The following is a 20,952-nucleotide window of genomic DNA, read 5'->3' as shown; positions in this document are numbered from 1 at the left end:
AGTCATTTTGGATCCTCAATAATTGGCGCCAGCCGTCGATGACGAGTCGAAGCTGACAGCACCGGTCGCAACATACGACCCGATGCCGAAAACGAAAAATAGGGAGACGGCGAATCCGAGCAGCACATAGTGCGTGATGCGCGCATTGCGGCGGACTGTCGCCACGACGCGGTCCAGCGCATTGCGCCCGAGCGACTTGATCGCCTCTACGAACTGGTCTCGGCCAGCAGCATCGGCGATGGTGTCCATCACCATCTCGGAAAAGATGCCTGTATCCAGCGCATGCATCGTCTGGTCTGGGTGCTGAGTGAGCCTGCGGCCCATCCGGTTCAGGTGCCATTTGAGCCACGGGTCTGCCGTTTTCGTGAGCCGGTCGAGCGACGCCCGAAGGGTCAGGTTCGAGTCGAAGAGCCCAGCCAGAGAGACAATCAGCAATGCAGCACGAAGGTCCCGACGGTTGCGCCACATCAGCGGCATTGCATCCACCCGGTTGCGAAAATGACCGGTCCAGCGCTTCAGGCTGTGAAAATACCCGAAGACGAGACCGGCGACGACTGAACCGCTTAGCCACCAGTAGTGGTAAGCGAACGCGTCGACCGCGTACAGAGCCTGGGCGACTGAGGACCATTCGGACACGGGCTTCGTGTCGGCGACGGCGGGGAAGATGGTCCCGCCAAAAAGCATCGCATACAGGTACATGTAGACGATGAGCAGGGCCGGATAGGCCATCTGTAGCGAAGTGGTCGTTGCAAGCACGGCCTTGGCGTTCGCCGCCATTTCGGCAAGCTCGAGGCCTCGGACGGCCGCATCCTGTTGCGTCGATGCGCCGGCGATCTCGAGCAACGCGTACTCATCGGTCGGGATGAATGGTCGCATCGCGCTCGCGAAGTTCTCACCCGCCACCATCCTTTTGGCGATAGCCTGAAACACAGGCCATGCGAATCCCTTCCGGTTGCGGTGACGCTTCTCGAGCGTGGTGAGCCGCTCAAGCAATGTCTCGCGATTGCGCAGGCCCTTCGCAGCAACATCGAGCCGCGTTTCGCGGTAAAAGTTTTCGCGCAGCTTGCTGAAGCGCCACGTTGCTACCCGCATGCGTTCCTTGTGCGGCAGCATCATGAAAAGTGTATAGACGATTCCGCGAATCACGACGGCATCCTCCCGTCACGGTCAGCGAAGATCCTGTATTCATCGAAAGACCGCATCGCGGTGTCGATGAATCGCGGATCGATGATCCCTTGCGACGCCTTGTAGAGCGCGTGCTCGTAGATCGTCTTGCCGGTCATGTCATCGCTGGCGAAGCCTGCAACCCGCGTCGATCGCCACACTTTCTCCGCACCGCGCCAGTCCCGCACTGCCACATGGTCGAGGAACTCCATCGTCGGCCGGAAAATTTCCATCGCGAGCGTCTGGCCTTTCGTACCGGCTGCCACCTTCCCTGCCCGCGTGAACAGCCCCTTCAGCCTACAGGGTTCGCAACCGGCTTCGTCCCGGCACGCCATGGTCGACGTGTCGAGCCCGAACTTCTGCTCGAGCACCTGCACCTGATGCGCGGTCAACACGTCCCGCGCCGGCACCTTGCAGTGGGGGCACAGCAGCGGAATCAGCTTCTGGTTCGCCACAGCGTTGACGAACTTCTCGGAAGAGACTTCATCCATCGGCAGTTGCAGACGCCCGCCGGCGAGCCGCATGAATGCGCCGATCGCACTGTCGGCGTGCAATGTCGTTCGCACCGGGTGACCGGTCAATGCCAGTTCCGCGACCAGCGCCGCCATAACCCGGTCGCGGATTTCGTTGACCGTCAGGTCGTCCGGATCCATGCGCATGAGCGTGCGGATGACCTCGGCACCTTTGCGGCTCGCGTCGTCGTCCGACTCGTCAGGTCGCCGCGGGATCGAGATTTCCGAGAGCCAGGGATGCGGATACTCTGACGGTTCGCTCACGACATACTGCTTGCGCAGATCGCGTGAGGACAGCATGTACGAGAGCGCGCGCAGCAGCGTCGACTTGGCCGAGCCGGTTTCCCCGGTAAAGATCGACACGCCACCGCTGACGTTGCACAACGAGTCGAGAATCTTCAGCTGGCTGCGCGTGAGGCCCATCTGGTCCGGCATCAGGAGCTTCAGATTGCGGAAATTGCCGTCGAGCAGACGCAGCGCCACATCGAAGCCACCGACCAGCGGCGAACTCTGCCAGCGGATGTTCAGGATATCGGCGTGCACAACCAGCGGGATCATGGCCGACTGCGGCGCGCTTGGCTGGAAGGTCTCGCCCGAGTTGGTGTTTCGCGCGACGAGGTCCTGATAGGACGCAGACAGGGCGCGACGCACCAACGACTTTGAAAGTTTGCGATAGGTGTAGAGGTCACCGTTCACGCGAAACCGTACTTCGACGTCGTCGTTGAAGTCGCGGTATTCATAATGGATGTCGCCTGCGCCGTATTCGTGGGCGGCCTCAGCCACGTCGCGAAACGTTCCGATCGCCCGCGATGTTTCCGGGACGACGGCGGCCGACCGGTTGCGCTCGCGTGCGTAAATCGCGGCGACGACGGCCTCGGCGGCAATCATCTCCTCATGTACCTTGATATCCGCGCGTTCAAGATCCTTCAGGTAGGTCGGATACAGCGCCGACTCGTGAAAAGACTGTGTGGTCACGACGATTGCCATGCCGGCCTGCACCTCCACCGCTACGAACTCCCGGCGCGCCGCATCCGTGATGTGCAATGTCGCGTCGGCGCCGCGTTCGCTCAGGATGCGCTTGAAGAGGAGCGCGTCAGCAGAGGACAGTTGTGGCAAGCCAGGCGCAAAGTACTCCTCGCCCAGTTGCACGACCGGCTCCGCGTGGGCATTAACATCGTGCACCTGATCGCCCGGAGCATCCGACGACCCGGCACCACCGACCGCAGGCAGCTCGTCTTGTGCGTGCCGATCAGCACCCTCAGGGACCGCACTACGCACGTCCGTGGCGATGACTTCGGCAGCGGGCGCAGTTCCGGCATCGGTGTCGTTGCGATGAAGCGCCGGACTGCCCTCATCTACCCGTCCCTCGGCCGCCGCAACGTCCCTTTCGCTCGCGGGTTCCTCCGACGGCTCCACCCGCGCCGCGTGCGGCAGCGTCTCGCCGACACCGTGCACGTCTACGTCGCTAATGTCGGCCATCCGCAGTCGCATTCCCAGCGTCATCGGCTGGCCAGGCTTGGCCTCGACAGCTTCTGCCTTGACCTTTTTACTTTTCTTCACGAAGCGCGGCTCGCGGTCCTCGGGATTCCTCGCTTCCGTCCCGGCGATGGGCATCGACGCAGGCGACTCTTCCGAGAAGCCAGCGCGGAATGCGCGCAGGCGCCCGAAGATGCCGCCAGTGGACGGCTCATTTTTCTCAATGCCAGAAAACATGCTCATAGTTCGCGTTCCTTCTGTTACCGACCGACGGCGGAAAGAGGCAGGCTAGGAGGCAGCGGCCCCGACAGGTCCGGCATACCGCGAGCCAAGAGATTCGTTGCTGCCGTTTGCTGGCTATCCTGCGCGGGCGTGCCGCCGCTGATGGTCTCGGTCCACGTGCGCGCGGCCTTGCCGGTGCCTTCGGTAACGGTCACTACGAACCCGTTCACACTCTTCACCGTCCAGCCGTTAAGCAACCTGGCACCCACGTGCGCGGGGTACGATGCATTGCGGTATTCGTAGAGGACCGACTGTCCGGTCACGTCACTGAACGCGCCTACAAAACGCACCGGCTCGGCGCGCGGATGTGCCAGCGGGGGCCGGATTGCAACGGGGACAGGCGCGGTCGCAGGTGCCGTGACCGGGGCGGCGCCGTTGAGCGGCAGACCGGTCTGCCCACCAGAACTGCCGGCAAGTTGACGCGCGATGGACGATCGCGCGATGCGGTCCACATCCTCAATGGAAAGACGGGGCTCCGCAGGCACGGACGCAGCGGCGGCCGACACAGGCGATGCAGCTGCGGGCTGCGAGGCTGAGCCGCTGGCCGGCGATTCTGCCCGCAGATCGGGATCAGTTGAGGGCAGTTGGGGACTGACTGGTTGCGTCCGCGATGGCGTAGCTTTCGGCTGGGCATGTGCCGCGCACGATATGAAAAGCAACGCGCACGCGAGCGCGGGCAGGACTTTAGTTGAGCACATAGTATTTGCCCCTGGCAGTGAAATGGATACCGTTCTGGACCTGCGCGCCACCGTCCTGCGCTCTTCTCGCACCGGGCTCTCCCAGCTTCAGCTCGACGGTCATCGTTTCCAGAGTCATGTTCGAAGGCAGCCGTGCCAGTAATGGCGACTGCCACCGATAGCCGTTGATCGTCCAGTCGCCGACTCGGATCATCTGCGCCGGACGTGAATCGCTGGTGCCCATCGGAACCGCGAGAAGTGGCTTCGGGGGTTCGAGTTGTACGGTGTAGCCGTAGCTATCGAGTTCAAAAGGTTTTGAGGAAAGCTTCTGTGGCGGCGTCTGCAAGGCGTCGATCAGTCCCTGTTCCGTGGGCCATGCTTTCTGGTCCCGCGGTGCCACGGACGCGACGGTGGGTATCAGTGGCCCGCGCGCGCCCGCATGCAGCCCGTCTGCGTCGAAATGCAGAGGTCGCATCGACTCTGGAGCCACTCGGCGAAGATCATCGAAGCTGCCGCCGTAGCGGCGCAGCGTCTCCGCGCAATAGTCCTGTATGCCACACACCGCCTTCTCGAAGACAAAACCTGCCACTACGGTTTCGCTGTCGCCAAGCTTCTCGAGGAGTGCCGGCGCGAGCAGATTGGCCCGCGGCATCTTCGCATCGAAGGTCTTCTGGACAAGGGCGGCGTACCTCTCCTCAAACGACGGTTCGCGCGGTGCGGCCGGCGGCGGAGGACTAAGGACATCGGCCAGTTGCATGCCACAGAAAACGAGCGCCGCACCGATGACAAAAACCGGCACGATCGTGGGAACCGCAGCCGGCACCTTGCCGATACGGGCGCTTTTGCGCGCATCAAGGAGCGCCGCCGCGCCAAAACTCTCGTCGACGTCCCCCACTGCCACACCGGAGCCGAGCGTCGTGAGCGCCAGGTTGAGCTTCAGGCATTCCTGCTCGATGGCGAGCTTCCTGTCGCGTGCCTGCGGCACCGTCAGCACCTCATCGCTGCGCACGACGCCGCGCACAACAAAGACCACGTGCACACGCTGATCGTCCTGCAGCAGGACGAGAACGGCGGCTTTACCTTTCACGCGGTCGTGCTGGGCAATGCGTGCCGCGCCAGAGTAAAGCTTCTCGCTCTTGAGTTCGGCCAGCTCGGGCGCGCAGAAGCCGCCGATGACGTCCTTGCCGACCCTGTACTCGACGTAATGGGTCGCGCCGAAGTCATCCGCATAGCGGCGGCGCTCGGCCCGCATCTGCCGTGACGGATAGGCGCGCCACTCCAGTCCGAAGACAAGACGCGCGCTCTTCTCCCGTGGCAGTGGATCCGTAATGTGCATGGCCGTGCTCACATCGACGGGACGACAGAGGCCGTCAGCATGATGACCTGGAAGGTCTTTGCCTTGTTCCAGAGGCCGGTGAGGCCGCCGATACCGCCGTTGGTGGTGCTGTCAGCGTGGTCGGTCATCTCCCCGTACAGCACAACCGTCTGTCCGTCAGAGAGCGCGACGATCTGGTCGTCCTTGCTGCCGACCGTGTGCGCCAGCTGGATCGTCTGCTGCGTCTGTCCGGAGCCGACCGACTTCTCGGTGAAGGGGCCGTTCAGCTTCGAACTGTCGCTCCAGTACGCGAGCACGATCTGGTTATGGTCGTTCACTGACGGCAGGATGTTCACGAAATCGCCCGTCGTCACGGTGCCCGGATTCAGCCCGGGTACGCCGCCCGACGTTGCCGTCAGGCTGCCCGCGGAAGACGTCGTCGATCGCAGGTAGTCGTCGCTCTGGAACGACGCGATCGACACCGGCAAGCCATTCAGCGTGAGCTTGGTCTGCGTATTGTCCTGCACCGTGCGGCCGTACTGGTTCAGCGCGTTGATGACTGCGTTGGTGCCCGAGAACGGCGCATTCGGACGCAGCACTGACATGCCGAGCGTGCCGCCGCCGGACGAGAGCGACGTAGGCGAGACGAAGCTGATCGCGTACTTTGCAAGACCGCCCTGTATCGCGTTGAACACAACGTCTGCATTTGCACCTGCCTGACTGCCGCGGTTCAGCGCGATCTGCAAGGTGCGCACGCGAATCGCCACCTGACGCGTAGATACCGCGTTCTCCTGCGCGAGCAGCCTGCCCATCGCATCCGCGGCCTCGCGTGTGTCGTGCACCATCACCAGACGGCTCTGCGGGTTGACGTTGACCCGTCCCATCGGCGAGCGCAGCTTGTTCAGCGCATCCGTGATCGACTGGATCTGGTCGAACTCACCCTGGCGGCCAGTCGACGTCGTGGCGGAGAAGGATCCCGTATCACCGCTTCCGCCACCACTGCTGCCGTTCGCCTGGTTGCCCGTGGAAGTGTCCATACCCTTGGACATGGTTGACTTGATCGAGACCTTGCCCGGGATCGCGGCAATCTGGTACATCCGTGTCACAAAACGCGTGATATTGATCGTTGAACCATCGAACGACCAGTCAAGGCCAAGATCCTCCGTCATCCGGGTCAGGTATTCGCCTGCGTACCCGTCGAAGACCTGGGCATAGACCGGCTTTTCATAATTGCTGCCGCCGGCGCCGCCCAACGTTGACGACGCGCCCTCACGCGGTACTAGTGAACTACGCGGCACGAAGACATCGGGGCTCAGGTGAACGGCATAGCCAGTCGCGCCGGAAACGAGATTGGCGATCTGGTTGATGTCGAGATTCGCTGGCATGGTGATGCGTTTTTCGCGGAACGTCGCCGGCAGCGTTGCCTCGTAGGCGACCGGCACGAGACGATCGCCGAGGAACGCTGTCGGAACATCTTCAACGAGCGCCATTGAGCCCGGAAGATTATTCATGGCAGCACTCGCAGTGCTATTGGCCGAGTCGTAGGCGGAATTGACATCGCCTTGCGTGACGGCGCAGCCAGCGATAACGAGCAGGCAGGCAGCCGCAATCGAAGTCCTGAGAATCTGGGCGGGACGCATCGTTACTCCTGGCAGTTGGCCGCGCGTGCGACGACGCGGATGACGTTGTTCGAATGGCGGCAGACGCGGGTCGGCACGCGCATGTGGTTGGTCGCTTTCATGACCTGTACCAGCACGGACGTGAAGTCGCCTGTGAAGGTCGCATTGAATTCAAGTGGGAGGTCATCGTCCACCTTCCACGCGAGCTGCCAGCCCTGGGTCTGCAACCAGCGGTCGAGAGCGTTGCGCAGATTGCGGTCTGATGGCGATACGGAAAACGTGAGTGCACCGCCAGAAGCTGCGGCCGCAGTCGTAGCCGCTGGCAGAACGACCGGAGTTACGGCAGTCGAAACTGGGGCGGTGGAGAGAGCCGACGCCGGACCACTCACAGCGGCGACGGGCGGTTCGCCAGACACACTGCCGGCCGGCGCAGCTGAAAGGACCTGCCAGCCGTCGCCTGCCGACCCGGCGATGCGCGGCTGATCCGGATTGGTCGCTGCGCACGTCCACGTGGGCCCGGCGATAAGCAGGATTACGGCGAGAACACGCGCCACAACGCGCGCACGGTCATTACGTTCGATGGTCACATTCATTGTTGTTGCCCCAGCCGCTGCAGGCGGCGATAAATGGCGTTTGCGTAAATCAGCTGCTTCTGCGTCGAGACCGCGTTATAGGCGCCGACCGCCTTCCATGTCGGGCCAAACTGCCGGATATTCGATGCGAGAATCCACGTGCCGACGTAGCCGTTCACACACGGGTTGAAAAGATCCTGACGCCGGATGCCGTAACGCGCGAGTCGCGGTAGCCACGATGAATTGATCTGCATCAGACCAATGTCTTCGGTACCGTTGCTGTTCACGTTGACAGCGTTCGCACGCATCCCCGATTCGTGCTGTGCGATCGCATGGACAAGCTGCGCACTCACGTGCTGGTACGCGGCAGCGTCATCGAGGCAGTCGGCGTGCGCGAGCGGTCCGCACAGCGCAGGAACCGCGGCGACGAGAACAGGAATCGCGCGCCTCATGATTTCGCGGCTCCGGATGCCGCCGACGCCGTTGTCGGTGTGCCCGCGGCAGGACGCTCGAAATACTTCACGTCGTGACGCCGCGTGACATTTACGGTTGTGCCATCGGCGGTCACGATGAACTGGTCCGCCGTGCCGTTGAACATGTAGTAGCGGCCCTTCTGCTCGCCGGAGCCGAGGTGTTTCACGTCGCTCACATGGACCTGCACGACAGAGTCTGCGAACTTGAAGAACGTCTGGCCATCGCGATCGAACACCGCCTCCAGATGCGCGGCGCTGCCCGTGTCGAAGTCGTACACCGTGCCTGCCGAGCGGCATAGCTCAACCGTGCGGGTTCCATCCGAAACCAGCATGCGTTCGGCACGCTCAACCGTCATGACCGCGGTTTCGTTATCCCACTTCGGGTGCAGCGATCGACCGTCCAGCGTCCTGAAAGTCAGCTCCATTGCGGGCTTTGCTGCGAAGCGGATCTGCACGTGGGTGTCGTCGCCATCGCGGATCGCCTGAGCGCCGAAGTACTGCGCGAGCAGCGACGCTTGCGGCGTAGCAGCGGCGGAGCCACTTGCTGCGCCCTCCTTCATTGCGACCGTCTGCGCGATCGCATCGGGTGGCGACTTCTGGCCAGCAGCGTAGTTCAGTGCGCCAGACTTGGGGGCATCGCGATGCACCCTGATATGACGTGACGTGAAATCCACGTCAGCGTAAAGTCCGCTTTGCGTCATCAGGCGATCAAGCGCCTGCATCCAGTTCTCGCCGGCGCGGGTGGCGAACCCGGTGTTTTCAGTCAGGTCCACATCCTTCTGGGCAGAGCCCGTCCAGCCTTGTGGGACGAGCACCTTCACGACTGCGGCGACCGGCATCGAACCGCTCAGTACGCGAACGGGCTCGAGCGATCCGTGGGAGCCAATCAGCACCAGTCGATTCGTGAAGCCGTCGAATGCTGCGGGCTGGTCGTCGCGCAACGACGCGAGTGGACCACGCGCACCGGCGCCGATGAAAGCATTTGCCCTGGTCCAGCGCGCACTGGCCGAGCGACCCGCCACCGTGTAGGTGATCGTCTCGGGCGTGCCGTCGACAACCACATAGGGCCCTTCCTGATGACCGCCAGCGGCGGTGATTACCTGACCCGCACGCGGCTGGATGTATGTTTTCGCGCCGTCATTGAAAATCAACGCCGGGCGCTCGGCGATCCCGCCCGCGATCTCGTAATCGAAGTCGAATGGGTCGGTGTTCGCAGCACGCGAGGCCATCGCCACGAAGAGCATGGCGCATGCGACGGCGACGCGGGAAACGGTGTGCTTCATAGTCCGGCCTGAATCTGGTTGAGGTGCCGCGCAAAGCGCGCGAGATACGCCTGGCCCGGGACCGGATTGGCGCTGTGGTAATAGGCGATCGCCTTTGCAACCGAATGTGTCTTGCTGTAGTTCTCGTTGAGAATGTCTTCAGCGACGCGGATGCTTGTGGCCGGCGCCAGAGCATCCCAGGGCGATGCGAACCGGCGGGCGTGGTAGCCCCAATTGATCTGCATGATGCCGACATCGAAGTCGCTGCGGCCACGCGCGATCAGCGACTGCACGACGCGATAGGCGTCCTCGCGCGACCTGAAGAAGTAGCCTTGCCCTGCGATATTTAGCGTCCATGGCCACGCGTGCCCATTGAGCCCTGACTCGTTCAGCGCAATGCCCGCCAGAACCTTCGGATCGACGCTGCTATGCATGAGCTCGAACGGCGTGACCGCGCTCGCGCACGCCCAGCCTCCGCGCCTCTCCGTGATAGCTGCCTGTGCTTCGTCGTCAAGCATCGGGGGTTGGAGCCAGCCCTTACTGACGAGCAGCCCGGCCAGTGCAACGTCGCGCTCATCCACAGCCACGGTAATCCCGCTCTCGGGGTTGCTGCCTACCGGTTGGCCAACCAGATGCGCGGCCCACGAGCCGAAGGCCGAAAGCCCGCAATAGAACACGGGTTTTCCATCGATCTTTGCGATCGTGCGCGCGGTGCCCTGCGCGAGCACGACGCTTGTCGGACTGATGACCTCTTCAATCGTTGCGGCATGCGCCAAGGGCACTAACACCGCGACCAGCAAGGCGGGAAGAAATCGCTTACTGATCACGGTACGGCTCCATGTAGATGTCGCGATTCACTTTCAACATGAAGCGACGCTCGCCTGGTCCGTCCGTGATAGTCGGCGGGATGTTCTTGTACCGGTCGAGCACGGACTGGGCAGTAGTCGCCGCGACCTGCCCGCCCGTACTCCCGACCTGCGTGACGCCAAGCGGTCCAGTCGTTGTCGAGCTGTCGCCACCGTCGAACTTCCGAAGCAGAATGGCAACGAGAAACGATGTGCCGAAGATTTTCAGGAAGTGGTTGTTGACGTCACCGGAGAATCCGGCCGTCCCATCGGCATCAGCGCCCTGCGCACCGAACAGCGGTACGTGTTTGCCGTTCGGCAGACGCATCTCGGTTGCTGCAACGAGAATGCTTTCCTGACCAGGCTGAATATCAGAACTGTAGGGCGCGGTGATCATGCTCCCCTTCGGAATCATGAGGCAGTCACCGCGGATGCTGTCGTAGACGTCCTTCTCCACAACCAGCGCAGCAGTGCCGGGCCTGTCCGAATTCAGGCCTTCGATCGACAATACCGGGATGTGATGCGGTGGCGACAGAACGCAGCCGCGCGCCTGTCCGACAAAACCGGTACGAGCGAAATCCTGACCGTTCCCGGACTGATTCGCGGCGTTTTTGATGAAGGCTGTGTCGTGATCCTGGCTCGAATAGGCGCGCGTGCCCTGCTGCCCACCGACGCCGGCAGCCGACAAGGCAGCTGCCACCCGGTCCCCTACCGAAGCGCCTGCTGCCTGCTGTGCGGCGGCCTGTTGCGCCGCGACCTGCGCTGGTGTGAGGATGCCCGGGATTTGCGGCGCCTGCTGCGGGCCGGTGTCCTTGACCTTCAGGCCAGCGCGAAAGATCGGGGAGGCGAAAACTGCGTCGGAATCTGCCTGCGACTTGATCTGCTGCGTGTGCTGGTCGCCGAGAAAGCTATCGGCGTTCAACGCAGGCGTCGAGCTTGCCCCCGCTGCCCCCTGCGCGCCCGGCGCAGCGGCCGCACGCGCTTCCGAGGCCGCCTGACGCCGCGCTGCTGCCATCTGGTCGTCGATGGTCTTGTTCAGATCCTGGGTATTGTTCGACTTGTCGACAATCTCCGCCTGCTTCGCTTTCTTCTGGAGCTTCGCCTCTTCTTCGGCCTTGTTTCCTTCCTGCACCTGATAGTAAAAACCGAGCGCGCCAATGATGACGGCGACTACCACGCCGGCGGTAATCAGCACATTGCGGGGCGACTTGCCCTTGATGATCGTCGCGCGGTCGCTGTCGGGTTGTCCGTTCTGGTTAGCCATGATTCAGCTCAAAATCCGAACAGGCCCGGACGGCCGCGCTTGATGGTCACTTCCTCGTTCGGCGCGCGCAATACGATTTCCTTCGCCATTTCCTGAATGACGATGTACTGCCCGCGGCGGATGAAGTTTGGACTGACGACGTCGCCATGATCCTTCACGATTGGAACGGCGAACGGCGCGTCGGGCGGCAGCCGCAGCCAGACGGACCTGCCGTCGTCGAACACGGTTTCAGGCTTGAACGACGCGGAGCCGGAAACCGTGTAGTCGAAGTTCAGCTTGTCCGGTGACACGCCAATGGGACCCGAGTCATTCGCTGAACTCTGGCCGTCGCGCGAATCGTAGCCAGCCTCTTCCCGCGCACGCACCTTCGCCATCAACGATCCGGGGTAATTGAAGCGCACGGTCTGATAGAACAGCCCACCCATCGGAGAAGAGACGAGTGTCATGTCGTATTCGCGCAGGTTCGTCGTCAGATGCAACGTATTGACAAGCCCGGATTTGATCGGCTTCACGAACACATGGTTAGCTCCGTCGGTGTCCACGATCCATTGCACCGAGTCGCCCATTGCCGGGTCTGTGGTCAGCCGCTCGCCGGGCGCGAGCTCGATTGTCGTGTTCTTCAACGGTGCGGTCATGATCCGGTAGATCTGGTCGCGGCTGTACGGAAACACCGCCATGCGCGCGTCGCCGGGCATCGTGACGGGATCGGTGCCAGCGTTGTAGGGATTAACCGGGCTCATTGGATCGCTCATGGCGTTCGCAATATCGAACGACGCGCCTGACGGCACTTCGCCCTTTCTCGCAGCACTGGCCGGCTGGCACATGGCGCCGACGCAAAGCGCGGCGGCCATCAACGAGGCAAACGTTCGGTTCGCATTCATCATTGGGTCTTCTGCATGGAGAACAACGGATAGAAGAGCCCGAACGGATTGCGGCCGAGCGCGTCTTCGGCTGTGGGAGGAACAATCTGGTAGCGGAAAGTCAGCGCGTATTTCTGCACGACCGGCTTGTCGGTCGGTGACTGCGTCGTGCTGGTTGTGAACTCAACGACAGCCGTGGAATCCTCGAGCAATGCGACGTTGAAGACGCGCGGCTCGCGCACGAGCTTCGGATTCAGCGTAATGGCCTGGAACGGCGCGTCAGCCTTGATCCAGTCAGCGAACTGGTTGCGTGCGTTGCCGACCATCATCGCTTTGACGGCGTTGATGTTTCGCGCCATACGCGAAGCCTGGATGTCGTCTGTGAGCACCGGCTCGATCGTGAACCAGCTCTCTACCGTTTCTTTCAGCGCGGTCCGGATCGCCTGGTCATCCGGCTTGTAGGCCGTCAACTGGCGAACAACCGCATGGCCGTTAGCGTCGGACGAGACGCCGTAAGCCTTGACCTCAGACGGCGGAGGATTTCGCGTGTACACCGCCCCACCCGCAACAACGGCCAGGAAGAAGGCGAAAAGCTTCCAGTGATTCGCTTCCGTGCGCAAGCGCGCGCCCATATCGAAGATGACCCCTTCAGGATCCTCTTCCGAATAACCACCTGGCGCTGTAGAGAGCGCTACCTGTTTTTTACTGCGGAATAAACGCATGACGGTCGGTCCATTTGTGCCGACTCAATTGAATCAGCGCCAGCAGGAGGCTAGTCATGCAAAAGAGATGTGATTTGCGGTCGCATTAGCGACAAGGCCAATCTCCCCCGACTGGGGTGAGCCGGCTCACGGTCTTAAGGCGGAACGATGGCAAAAACGTGGAGCTTTCACGGTCGGTACTCCTTTTCACCCACGTAAAGTGGAGCAGTTTCCGTCGTCAAGCCGGTTCCATAAATTACAAGGTCAGTCACGCCGCCTGGGCAATGAGCGCCCACATCTAACCCGCTGATTGTTATGCGTTCTTCGAAAAATGAACGCTAAAGCGACCGCACGGAGACCGTTAGCCGGCTAACGGGCCTATTTCATATCCAGCAACTGCGATGCTATACCGAGAGCGCACATCGCCATATTGTTACAATATGTGGAATAGTCTGCCGGCCCGGCGCTTGGTTATCACGCCAGATGGCCACTACCAAGGTTATAGATTGACGCAAGGACGCCGGCTGGCCAGTCGACGGCTGAGCCGCTAAGCGCTATGCGTAACGAGGTTCGCAAGCGATTGCATTCTTGACAGATCTGTCGGCACGATAAGCTCTGGACGTAAAGATTCGAACGAATACATGAGGCCGAACATGCAGTACGACTTTAGCGTGCGTCAGATTCCCAACCAGCTGTCCGCAGTCTCAATGCACAACCGGCTCCGTGCCGCGAAGGCGCCCGTGGTGGTTATGGGTCGCTTCTATTCGGCAATGATTGAGCGCGGTCTTTGGGTAAGGCAAAAGGAGTTGGCCGCTGGACTCGGCGTTTCGACGGCTCACACATCACGGATGTTGGCCGTCGCGCGGTTGCCCGAAGTCCTGTTGGACGCAATCGCCGACAAGCCGTTGTCTGCCGCACAAGTGGCCACACTCCACGCGCTCATGCGGCAGGTCGGAGAGAAGCTGATCTCGGAGCGCGCCGCACGTCTTTCGCCTGGAAGCACGACGGCGGATATCTTCGCCTTTCTGACCACGGGACAACGTCCTCCGCATAAGGCCGTTAGCATCAGCGTTGCAAGAGGCAAGAAAGGAGGCAAGAGATACCTGCGCATTGACACGCCAGACTTCGCGAGCGTTGCCTCGCGCGTTCGAGAGATCGAATTGCTCGTGAATGCGCTGTTGACGACCGATGACGCCGCACGGCTGTGACGCTGGGATACCTCCGGCCAAGCTCGAAGTGTTTCGACCCAAGCGACAGGCCGCGCTATCGACCACCCGTCTTGCCAGACTTGACCTTATTGAACGCGTATCCCGCAACCCCGTCTTTCAAGTCCGGGTATTTTTGAATTGTCGCCTCGGCTAGGTGTCCCGTTGGGTCGATGCCGAGCCGGCGCAACGTGAGTTTTCCCGCCGGCGTTGCTTTGTAGGCCTGCCGCCAGTCTTCTCGCTGCTTGGGTTCCGCGGCTTGGTATGCTTCCCATCCACGCCGGATTTCATCGACTCTGCGATCCTGAGCACGCACATCTTGGGCGGCGATCCGTAGCGCAATTTGGCTCGCTGAATGCTCTTTCACCTCGACCTCGCGTTGTTCCGTCAAAGCAAGGTTTTCCTGAATCTCAATCATCTTCCGTTCCGCGTCGGAGATGATCCACCCTTCCTTCAACGCCTTCATGAAGAACCCGGCCGGACTCTTCGACACCTTGCCCACTTTCAGGCTGAAACGCGTGCGCTCAATCGCCTGTTCCAAACGCTCATCATCGTAAGTATCGCGTTCGGCTGCTAGCTGGTTCAACTGTGCACCGGACAGACCGAACTCCTGCTTCAACGTCTGATAGATCACTTGGGCTCGCTCGTGCGTCTGGAGTACACGCGCGGCCATGTCTTTGCGCTCGATGCGAAACCTGAGGCGACTAATTTTGCGAGAGCCTGGCTCATTGCGCGTCTCATACGAGAGTATCAGGTCAGAAACCTCGTTGATCTGCTCCACTGCCGGTGTAAGCCAGTCCCGTTTGAAATACTTAAACTCCTGCGCTTTGGTACCCATCGAACCCTGCCACGAGCGCAATTCGTCCAAGGAGAGCCAGTCGGTTTCTCCCTCGTCAGCGTAGGGGAGTAAGTGATCGTACATGACACGCGCATAGCTGAGCGTGAAGAGAGAGGTGATACGCAGACTTAGCCAGTGCGACTTGCCTGGGCCACGTATTATGCCAATAAGATCGGGCGGGACGCGGAACTGGAAGCGGCCACCTGAGTAGGAGATGCGACCGATCAACTGCACTGACCCAAACGGCTTCGCTCCGTCAACGTCTGGCGCGGCGGTCGCTTGAATCAAAGCTCTTTGGGCCTCGGTAATGACCTGTTCAAGGTGCGTATTGTTGCGGCTCGAATACCGCATCAGCCACTTGAAATAGTCCAACTCCACGTCATAGAGGTTCCGAACGTGATCGTCCTGCGCAACGATGAAATACGCCGCATCGATGAGCCGTCGAGCAGCCACTCCCAAGTCAACGATGCGAATCAGGACATTCTTTCGCGCAAATCCGATATCGGAACGGGCGGTCTCGACCGGCAAGTCCTCCGCGTTCGCGTCGTCGAACAAAGCCAGGGCCAGTTGCCTCGACGTGGCCACGTGCCCTGCTGCTGTCATTAAGCCTCCCAGCCCGGTGTTCAAAAGTCATATGGAACCGTACGGTACCGATGGCAAAGTGCCCTGTCAACACAGAGTACCTCACCTTGGCCATCAATCGTCACAGAACACCTCACCTTTGGGCGCGGACGTCCACATTTCGCCTCACCACTGCAGCCCAAATTACTCACCTTGCCCACCAATTTTCTTCACCTTGCCGGGGTAAACCGCTCACCTTGTTGCTCAATTAACATCACTTTTTGCACAGAACACCTCACCTTGCACTGGCAACCTATTGATTTTTATGCGTTTGGTGTTCTACGTTAGTTGTTGGTTGGTTTTGTCTTTTAAAAAAAGACTAACCACGTCGAGCTCCCACTTGGGATAGATGCGTAGGAGCAGACTTCTAGCAATGAAGAACGGACTTCGGGGGTGCCGCGATCGGCAAACGCTCCGAATCCCCGGGAATCCTCCGGGCGCGGCTATTACGGAGCTAGAAAAGGGACCTCGGTGAAGGTATTAAAGGTGAGGCGAATTGTGCAGCGGCAGAAAGCCGTATCAATTTGCGCAGCTTTTCCACAGCTAAGGTGAGGCGTTCTGTGTTCCGCAACGTTTCGACGCGTAGCGATCTGGCGGTCGGGCGTATTAACTTTGCCCGTCACTCATATTTTGCCAGGTGTCATTCGATAGCAAGCCGTTGAATATAAAGCATTTTGTAGGCGTTAGCCGACGGTTCAAGGTTTCAGGCTGTATTTCGGTAGCTATTTTCCGGCTGGGTCAGTATTCTACGGTTCTGTGCATCGTGCTCCTAAAACCGTAAAAATGAACGGTGAGCGTTGAGAAATTGACGTACCGTAGACAAAATTGAGGAACTGTCCTGATGAATTTGAGCGAATTGCCAAGCATTGACCGACGTGTGAAGCTCTCCAACCTCGGGGAGTTCGCAGACCGTTTGTCGGTCATGGCGAACGAATTGCGCGATCAGATCTTGGCGCCACGACCGCGCAAAACTGCGCCTGTCTTTACTATCGGCGAACTGTCTGAATTGTGTGGCATCGACCGCCAGAAGATCAACTATCTGGCGACCAAGGAAGGTGGTGAGCTCCCGCCTGGCGTGGCCCACGGCAGTGGAAGAGCGCGTATTTTTTCATTGAGCGACGTTCGAGCGTGGGTGCAGCAGGTATCTGACATCTACCAAACGCCGCTTGTGACTGGCACGCGCGAGCACCGCGGGCGCGTATTGATTACGGCCAACTTCAAGGGAGGATCTTGCAAGACGACAACCACTATGTGTATCGCGCAAGGCTTGAGCTTGCGTGGTCGTAAAGTATTGGTCATCGATCTCGACCCCCAAGCATCCCTATCGGAGCTGTGCGGCTTGTACGCAGAAAAGGACGTGACTTGGGAAGACACAGTCCTTCCGTTCATATATGAGCCGGCGATCACGGGTGGCTTGGCAGCGAAGGTTCAAAGCACGTACTGGGATGGTCTGGATGTAATCCCGGCACATAACTACCTTCACGATGCTGAGTTTCATCTTCCGACCGCACAGCAAACAAACCCTGGTTTCGAATTTTGGTCTGTATTGCGCAAGGGAATCGAACCGCTTCGCGCAGAATACGATTACATCATCCTCGACACGGCGCCGTCTCTCTCCTACATGACTCTCAACGGCTTGATGGCAGCGGATTCGATGGTGATGCCGCTGGTTCCAGAGAGCTTGGACTTTATCTCGTCGGTGTCATTCTGGTCGCTATTTGCTGAGGTGGCGCACGGCTTCGTTCAACACGAAGTCGATAAAACATACGACTTTATCTCCGTCCTTCTGTCGCGGGTGGATTATGGTACTACGTCATCGGCACCGGTCGTGCGCTCTTGGTCTCAACGTGCGTACGGCGATTGGCTCCATACAACGGAGGTTCCGGCGAGTTCTGTAATGAGCAACGGAGCTTTAGCATTTTCGACGGTTTTTGATCTGTCCCGTTCCGATGCCGTGGCGAAGACCTTGGCGCGGGTCAAGCAACCGCTGTTGGACTACTGCAAATGGATCGATGACCAGTATGTGGCGCAATGGAGAGCGGGACAATGAGCAACCTACGTGAGCGCATGATGAGCAAGACAGCGGAGGTTCGAGCGGCGAAGGACATTACGCTTGACCAGACGCAAGACAGAACGACAAGTCCTCGCACCGCTCCAGGGATGGCGGGCGCGCTGGCCCAAGCGCAACAACGAATCGCCCAACTCGAAACGTCAGGTGCAGCGTCCGAAGTGCCGGTCACAGACATCGTTCCGAATCCGTGGCAACCGCGACAGTCATTCAACGAAGCGAAGCTAACTCAACTCGCAGAATCGATCCGTGAAGCCGGTTTGGTGCAGCCTATAGTAGTCCGCCGAGCGGCGATGGGTTATCAGATTGTGGCTGGCGAGCGCCGTTGGCGCGCGCACAAAATGATTGGGAAAGCGACGATCAAGGTTGTCATCATCGATCTCTCGGATGAAGAGATGGCGATGTTGGCGCTCGTGGAAAACGTCGCGCGTGAGGATCTGTCGGATTACGAAATCGCGCGTTCTATCCGCCGCACGGAGAAGGAATTTCCAAACCGAAAGCGGATGGCCGAAGCCTTGGGAGTGTCTCGCTCGGAACTCTATCGATATCTAGCATTTGGCGATTTGCCCGATTTTGTGATCAAGGACCTTGACATCCAGCCGCGCCTTATCGGAGCACACGCGGCCGAGGGAGTAGTGTCTGCGCTTCGTGACCAAGATGAACGAGCGGTTGAAGTGGCGCGCGGCGTTTGGGCGAGAGTCGTGGCAGGTGATTTGGACCAGACCAAGCTTGCAAGGGCGATCAAGCAGGCGATGGAGGCCAACGGCAATGTGTCCGCTAGCGTTAGCGATCGAAAAATTGAAAAGATTTTCGCTGGAAAAAATCAAGCGGGGTCTATTACGAAGGATGCCGTTGGCTTCACGGTTAAGATCAAAGCTGGGATGCTTACTGCCGACAAGGAGCAGCAGATACGAACGCTAATCGCCGCTCTTTTTTCTGCGGGTAGTGGCGCCGCGATTGAGTAGATAGCTTCTTGGTGTCCCCAATGGGGACACAGGCTGACGTATGTGAAACCGCGCATAGACAGCCAGATCGGGAGCTGCGGCGTGCACTGCCGCAGCCATTTTTTCCCCTCCGCCCTTCGGATTAACCGAAGTTAAATTCTTGTCGTTCCCATTGGGACACTTAGAGGCGCAGTCCAGGTAAAAACGCACCGGACGCAGTGTCCCCAATGGGGACACTGGCTGACCTAGGTGACATAGCGCATCGACAGCCAGATCGGCAGGTGGCCGTACACGGCCGCATGCATGCCCGCGCCGGCCAAGCTTCCGTCTTTGGGCCACATGCCATCGACAACACCGCGAGACATCATCCGACCCGGTGGAATGTGCAGTTATCGCCTGTTTTTCTTCTGTTGATTCTCGCCGGGTCCAGGTGTCGATAATAGTCCGAGGAAAGGGGCAGCTAAGTACTGCGGGGACGAGGATGCCCCTTGATCAAGAGCTAGACACCGAGTGACCGGAAACGTCTGGCTGAGCGCTTTGCGCAATGCGGATCTCCGCGACGGGCATTGACGGATGTGCCGCTTCATGACGTACGCTTCGAGCTTATATACTGAATTTGGCCAGTGGCGCAGGGGAGGGGCTGCGCGCCAACGAGCCTGCAAAGAGGGGTTGCGGCCGCACCCGGTTCGGAAACCATGCGAAAACTGACATCAAAGTGTCAGTACGTTTGCCTGCCAGTCGGGGATGGGACGAACTGTCAGATAGCTGATACCAAAGTGACAGTTTTGCGGCATCAGGTCGGTGCCGTTTCCTTCGGGCTGTAGTAAAGCGCCGCCTCGCGCATCATGCGCTGCTGCTCTGCCTGAACATAGATTGAGGTGGTCTGCAGCGAGGCGTGGCCGGGCACGCGTTGCACAACGTCCAGGGGGACGTCATTTGCAGCGGCCTGGGTACCGAAGGTATGGCGAAATGCGTGTGGCGACGTGCCCGCCAGAAATGCCATCTCGCCGGCAGATAGCTCCGGCATCCCGGCGATCAGACGTTTCATCGCCCACCTGACCATGTGGTTGATCGAGTCGGGGTCATAGGGCAGGTCGAGTGTCTCGCGATATTTCAGTTTCGCGCGCGTGGTGCCCGGGATAAACAGCGGCTTCAGCAGTGGCCCGGTTTCTGCCGCGTGGAAGTCCAGTCCGCGATCCCGCCAATGCGCGGCCAGCGCCTCAACGGTAGCAGGGCTTACCGGCACGGTGCGCTCCCTGTGTCGCTTGCCCACGACCGTCAGCTGCCAGACGGGCGCATCCGGATCGCCGAAGGTGGTCGGGGACATGTTCGCGCGCTGGGCCAGCGCGAACTCTTCGCGACGCAATCCCGAATCGCCACCGAGCAGCAGTGCCACCCGAACGGCACGCCAGTAGCTGCCGTGCTCTTGGTCGCATTGCCCGTCGATGAAATCCCGCAAGCGCGTCCAGAGCGATGCGGATATGGCCCGCTCGACCCGTAGCTTCGCCTCCCGTTCAACGACAACCGGATCGGTGACCGCCGCCCATGGATTGCCCGCGCGATACCGGACATTGACCAACCACGCAAATGCGGCGCGCAGCGCGCGGACCGCGTACTTTTGACTCTCCGCTGTGAGTTCAGCTGAAGCAAACGGCTCCCATCGGCCACTCACCCGCGGCGCCTTGGGCCCGACGAAAGCCGGGTCGGGCGTGTTCAGGAAGTCCTTGTAGGCTTCGCAATCATCGACCAGCAGCGAACTGAGCGGCTTCTGCCGGACCTTGAGGGACCAGAGCAGGAAGCGTTCGAGCTCCTTGGTGTAGGCCCGGAGCGTCTTCGGCTGCTGGCGGAAGCGGTACAGATACGCGCGCACCGCGTCAAGGTCGTGGTGGGCCGAGATATAGGGGAAGGCCACCGCGCGGTTCGCCCCGTCTATGCCCGAGAGCACACGGCTGACGGCCATGCGCTCGAGCGGCACCAGCGCGCGCGAGCTGCCGTCGACCTCGCCCAGCTCGGCTGCCGGTCCGGCAAGCGGATCGGCCGGATCCACGTCCTCGTCGACGCCGCGGCCGATCGCATCCTCGTGCTGACGCAGCCACGCCACGATGTGCCGTGCCCGCCCCGCGCCAATGCGTGGTACCGCCCGCCACCAGCTGCCGCCGCGGCGGTTGCAGAAGTCGATGAGTTCACCGAGCGTCGCAACCCCTTCCGACTTGAGCCGGCGTGCAACGAGCGGCCGGAACCACATGCCCACGCC

17 protein-coding genes are annotated in these 20,952 nt (G+C 60.5%); 3 read left to right on the top strand and 14 right to left on the bottom strand.

All coding sequences use genetic code 11. The features are described 5' to 3' along the window. Nucleotides 1-15 precede the first annotated feature (15 nt). From P0D70_RS24030 to P0D70_RS23975, 12 genes are all read right to left on the bottom strand, one after another. On the bottom strand, nt 16-1,146 hold the full coding sequence (locus P0D70_RS24030) for a type II secretion system F family protein (protein ID WP_408186297.1): 1,131 nt from the start codon (nt 1,144-1,146) through the stop codon (nt 16-18). Beyond that, entirely contained in the window at nt 1,143-3,395 is a 2,253-nt protein-coding gene (locus P0D70_RS24025; protein WP_408186296.1) for an ATPase, T2SS/T4P/T4SS family, read from the bottom strand. The genes P0D70_RS24030 and P0D70_RS24025 overlap by 4 nt, the downstream gene beginning before the upstream one ends. Before the next feature lie 17 nt (nt 3,396-3,412). Next, complete coding sequence (locus tag P0D70_RS24020; RefSeq protein ID WP_315697469.1) at nt 3,413-3,886, bottom strand: hypothetical protein; 474 nt, start codon at nt 3,884-3,886, stop codon at nt 3,413-3,415. Nucleotides 3,887-4,118: 232 nt separating this feature from the next. Beyond that, entirely contained in the window at nt 4,119-5,447 is a 1,329-nt protein-coding gene (locus tag P0D70_RS24015) for a hypothetical protein (RefSeq protein ID WP_315697470.1), read from the bottom strand. Nucleotides 5,448-5,455: 8 nt separating this feature from the next. Continuing rightward, nucleotides 5,456-7,066, bottom strand: a complete 1,611-nt coding sequence (locus P0D70_RS24010; protein WP_315697471.1) for a type II secretory pathway protein — start codon at nt 7,064-7,066, stop codon at nt 5,456-5,458. Nucleotides 7,067-7,068: 2 nt separating this feature from the next. After that, nucleotides 7,069-7,638 carry a toxin co-regulated pilus biosynthesis Q family protein gene (locus tag P0D70_RS24005; RefSeq protein ID WP_315697472.1) on the bottom strand — a complete coding sequence of 190 codons (570 nt, stop codon included), beginning with the start codon at nt 7,636-7,638 and terminating at the stop codon, nt 7,069-7,071. After that, nucleotides 7,635-8,069 (bottom strand): lytic transglycosylase domain-containing protein, encoded by a 435-nt coding sequence (locus tag P0D70_RS24000; RefSeq protein WP_315697473.1) that lies wholly within the window; start codon nt 8,067-8,069, stop codon nt 7,635-7,637. The genes P0D70_RS24005 and P0D70_RS24000 overlap by 4 nt, the downstream gene beginning before the upstream one ends. Then, nucleotides 8,066-9,373, bottom strand: coding sequence for a TrbG/VirB9 family P-type conjugative transfer protein (locus P0D70_RS23995; protein ID WP_408186295.1), 1,308 nt, complete (start codon nt 9,371-9,373; stop codon nt 8,066-8,068). The genes P0D70_RS24000 and P0D70_RS23995 overlap by 4 nt, the downstream gene beginning before the upstream one ends. After that, a complete protein-coding gene (locus P0D70_RS23990; RefSeq protein ID WP_408186307.1) occupies nt 9,370-10,176 on the bottom strand; it encodes a transglycosylase SLT domain-containing protein in 807 nt (268 codons plus the stop codon). The genes P0D70_RS23995 and P0D70_RS23990 overlap by 4 nt, the downstream gene beginning before the upstream one ends. Next, on the bottom strand, nt 10,169-11,461 hold the full coding sequence (locus tag P0D70_RS23985; RefSeq protein ID WP_408186294.1) for a TraB/TrbI/VirB10 family type IV secretion system protein: 1,293 nt from the start codon (nt 11,459-11,461) through the stop codon (nt 10,169-10,171). Before P0D70_RS23985 ends, P0D70_RS23990 begins: the two co-directional genes overlap by 8 nt. Before the next feature lie 8 nt (nt 11,462-11,469). Continuing rightward, the gene (locus tag P0D70_RS23980; RefSeq protein WP_408186293.1) at nt 11,470-12,345 is read right to left on the bottom strand and encodes a TrbG/VirB9 family P-type conjugative transfer protein; all 876 of its coding nucleotides are present in this window, start codon (nt 12,343-12,345) and stop codon (nt 11,470-11,472) included. Then, complete coding sequence (locus P0D70_RS23975) at nt 12,342-13,043, bottom strand: VirB8 family type IV secretion system protein (protein WP_315697477.1); 702 nt, start codon at nt 13,041-13,043, stop codon at nt 12,342-12,344. The genes P0D70_RS23980 and P0D70_RS23975 overlap by 4 nt, the downstream gene beginning before the upstream one ends. A gap of 632 nt (nt 13,044-13,675) precedes the next feature. Here P0D70_RS23975 and P0D70_RS23970 point away from each other — a divergent pair. Further along, on the top strand, nt 13,676-14,230 hold the full coding sequence (locus tag P0D70_RS23970; RefSeq protein ID WP_408186292.1) for a ParB/RepB/Spo0J family partition protein: 555 nt from the start codon (nt 13,676-13,678) through the stop codon (nt 14,228-14,230). A 55-nt stretch (nt 14,231-14,285) separates the two neighbouring features. On the opposite strand, the gene P0D70_RS23965 is transcribed toward P0D70_RS23970, so the two are convergent. After that, on the bottom strand, nt 14,286-15,668 hold the full coding sequence (locus P0D70_RS23965) for a replication initiation protein (protein ID WP_315697479.1): 1,383 nt from the start codon (nt 15,666-15,668) through the stop codon (nt 14,286-14,288). Between the two features lie 859 nt (nt 15,669-16,527). On the opposite strand from P0D70_RS23965, the gene P0D70_RS23960 reads away from it, so the two are divergent. Further along, on the top strand, nt 16,528-17,736 hold the full coding sequence (locus P0D70_RS23960; protein WP_315697480.1) for an AAA family ATPase: 1,209 nt from the start codon (nt 16,528-16,530) through the stop codon (nt 17,734-17,736). Next, nucleotides 17,733-18,719, top strand: coding sequence for a ParB/RepB/Spo0J family partition protein (locus tag P0D70_RS23955; protein WP_408186291.1), 987 nt, complete (start codon nt 17,733-17,735; stop codon nt 18,717-18,719). The genes P0D70_RS23960 and P0D70_RS23955 overlap by 4 nt, the downstream gene beginning before the upstream one ends. Before the next feature lie 772 nt (nt 18,720-19,491). On the opposite strand, the gene P0D70_RS23950 is transcribed toward P0D70_RS23955, so the two are convergent. After that, entirely contained in the window at nt 19,492-20,943 is a 1,452-nt protein-coding gene (locus P0D70_RS23950) for a site-specific integrase (RefSeq protein WP_408186290.1), read from the bottom strand. Between the last annotated feature and the right edge of the window lie 9 nt (nt 20,944-20,952).

Source organism: Paraburkholderia sp. RL17-381-BIF-C (genome assembly GCF_046026435.1).
GTDB lineage: Bacteria > Pseudomonadota > Gammaproteobacteria > Burkholderiales > Burkholderiaceae > Paraburkholderia.
Note: the sequence above shows the minus strand (reverse complement) of the source record. Positions and strands in the feature narration are given on the sequence as shown.

Excerpts from the sequence above, each read along its gene's own strand:
- P0D70_RS24025 (WP_408186296.1), bottom strand. The coding sequence starts at position 3,395 with ATGAGCATGTTTTCTGGCATTGAGAAAAATGAGCCGTCCACTGGCGGC.
- P0D70_RS24015 (WP_315697470.1), bottom strand. The coding sequence starts at position 5,447 with ATGCACATTACGGATCCACTGCCACGGGAGAAGAGCGCGCGTCTTGTC.
- P0D70_RS24010 (WP_315697471.1), bottom strand. The coding sequence starts at position 7,066 with ATGCGTCCCGCCCAGATTCTCAGGACTTCGATTGCGGCTGCCTGCCTG.
- P0D70_RS24005 (WP_315697472.1), bottom strand. The coding sequence starts at position 7,638 with ATGAATGTGACCATCGAACGTAATGACCGTGCGCGCGTTGTGGCGCGT.
- P0D70_RS24000 (WP_315697473.1), bottom strand. The coding sequence starts at position 8,069 with ATGAGGCGCGCGATTCCTGTTCTCGTCGCCGCGGTTCCTGCGCTGTGC.
- P0D70_RS23995 (WP_408186295.1), bottom strand. The coding sequence starts at position 9,373 with ATGAAGCACACCGTTTCCCGCGTCGCCGTCGCATGCGCCATGCTCTTC.
- P0D70_RS23985 (WP_408186294.1), bottom strand. The coding sequence starts at position 11,461 with ATGGCTAACCAGAACGGACAACCCGACAGCGACCGCGCGACGATCATC.
- P0D70_RS23980 (WP_408186293.1), bottom strand. The coding sequence starts at position 12,345 with ATGATGAATGCGAACCGAACGTTTGCCTCGTTGATGGCCGCCGCGCTT.
- P0D70_RS23975 (WP_315697477.1), bottom strand. The coding sequence starts at position 13,043 with ATGCGTTTATTCCGCAGTAAAAAACAGGTAGCGCTCTCTACAGCGCCA.
- P0D70_RS23970 (WP_408186292.1), top strand. The coding sequence starts at position 13,676 with ATGCAGTACGACTTTAGCGTGCGTCAGATTCCCAACCAGCTGTCCGCA.
- P0D70_RS23965 (WP_315697479.1), bottom strand. The coding sequence starts at position 15,668 with ATGACAGCAGCAGGGCACGTGGCCACGTCGAGGCAACTGGCCCTGGCT.
- P0D70_RS23960 (WP_315697480.1), top strand. The coding sequence starts at position 16,528 with ATGAATTTGAGCGAATTGCCAAGCATTGACCGACGTGTGAAGCTCTCC.
- P0D70_RS23955 (WP_408186291.1), top strand. The coding sequence starts at position 17,733 with ATGAGCAACCTACGTGAGCGCATGATGAGCAAGACAGCGGAGGTTCGA.
- P0D70_RS23950 (WP_408186290.1), bottom strand. The coding sequence starts at position 20,943 with ATGTGGTTCCGGCCGCTCGTTGCACGCCGGCTCAAGTCGGAAGGGGTT.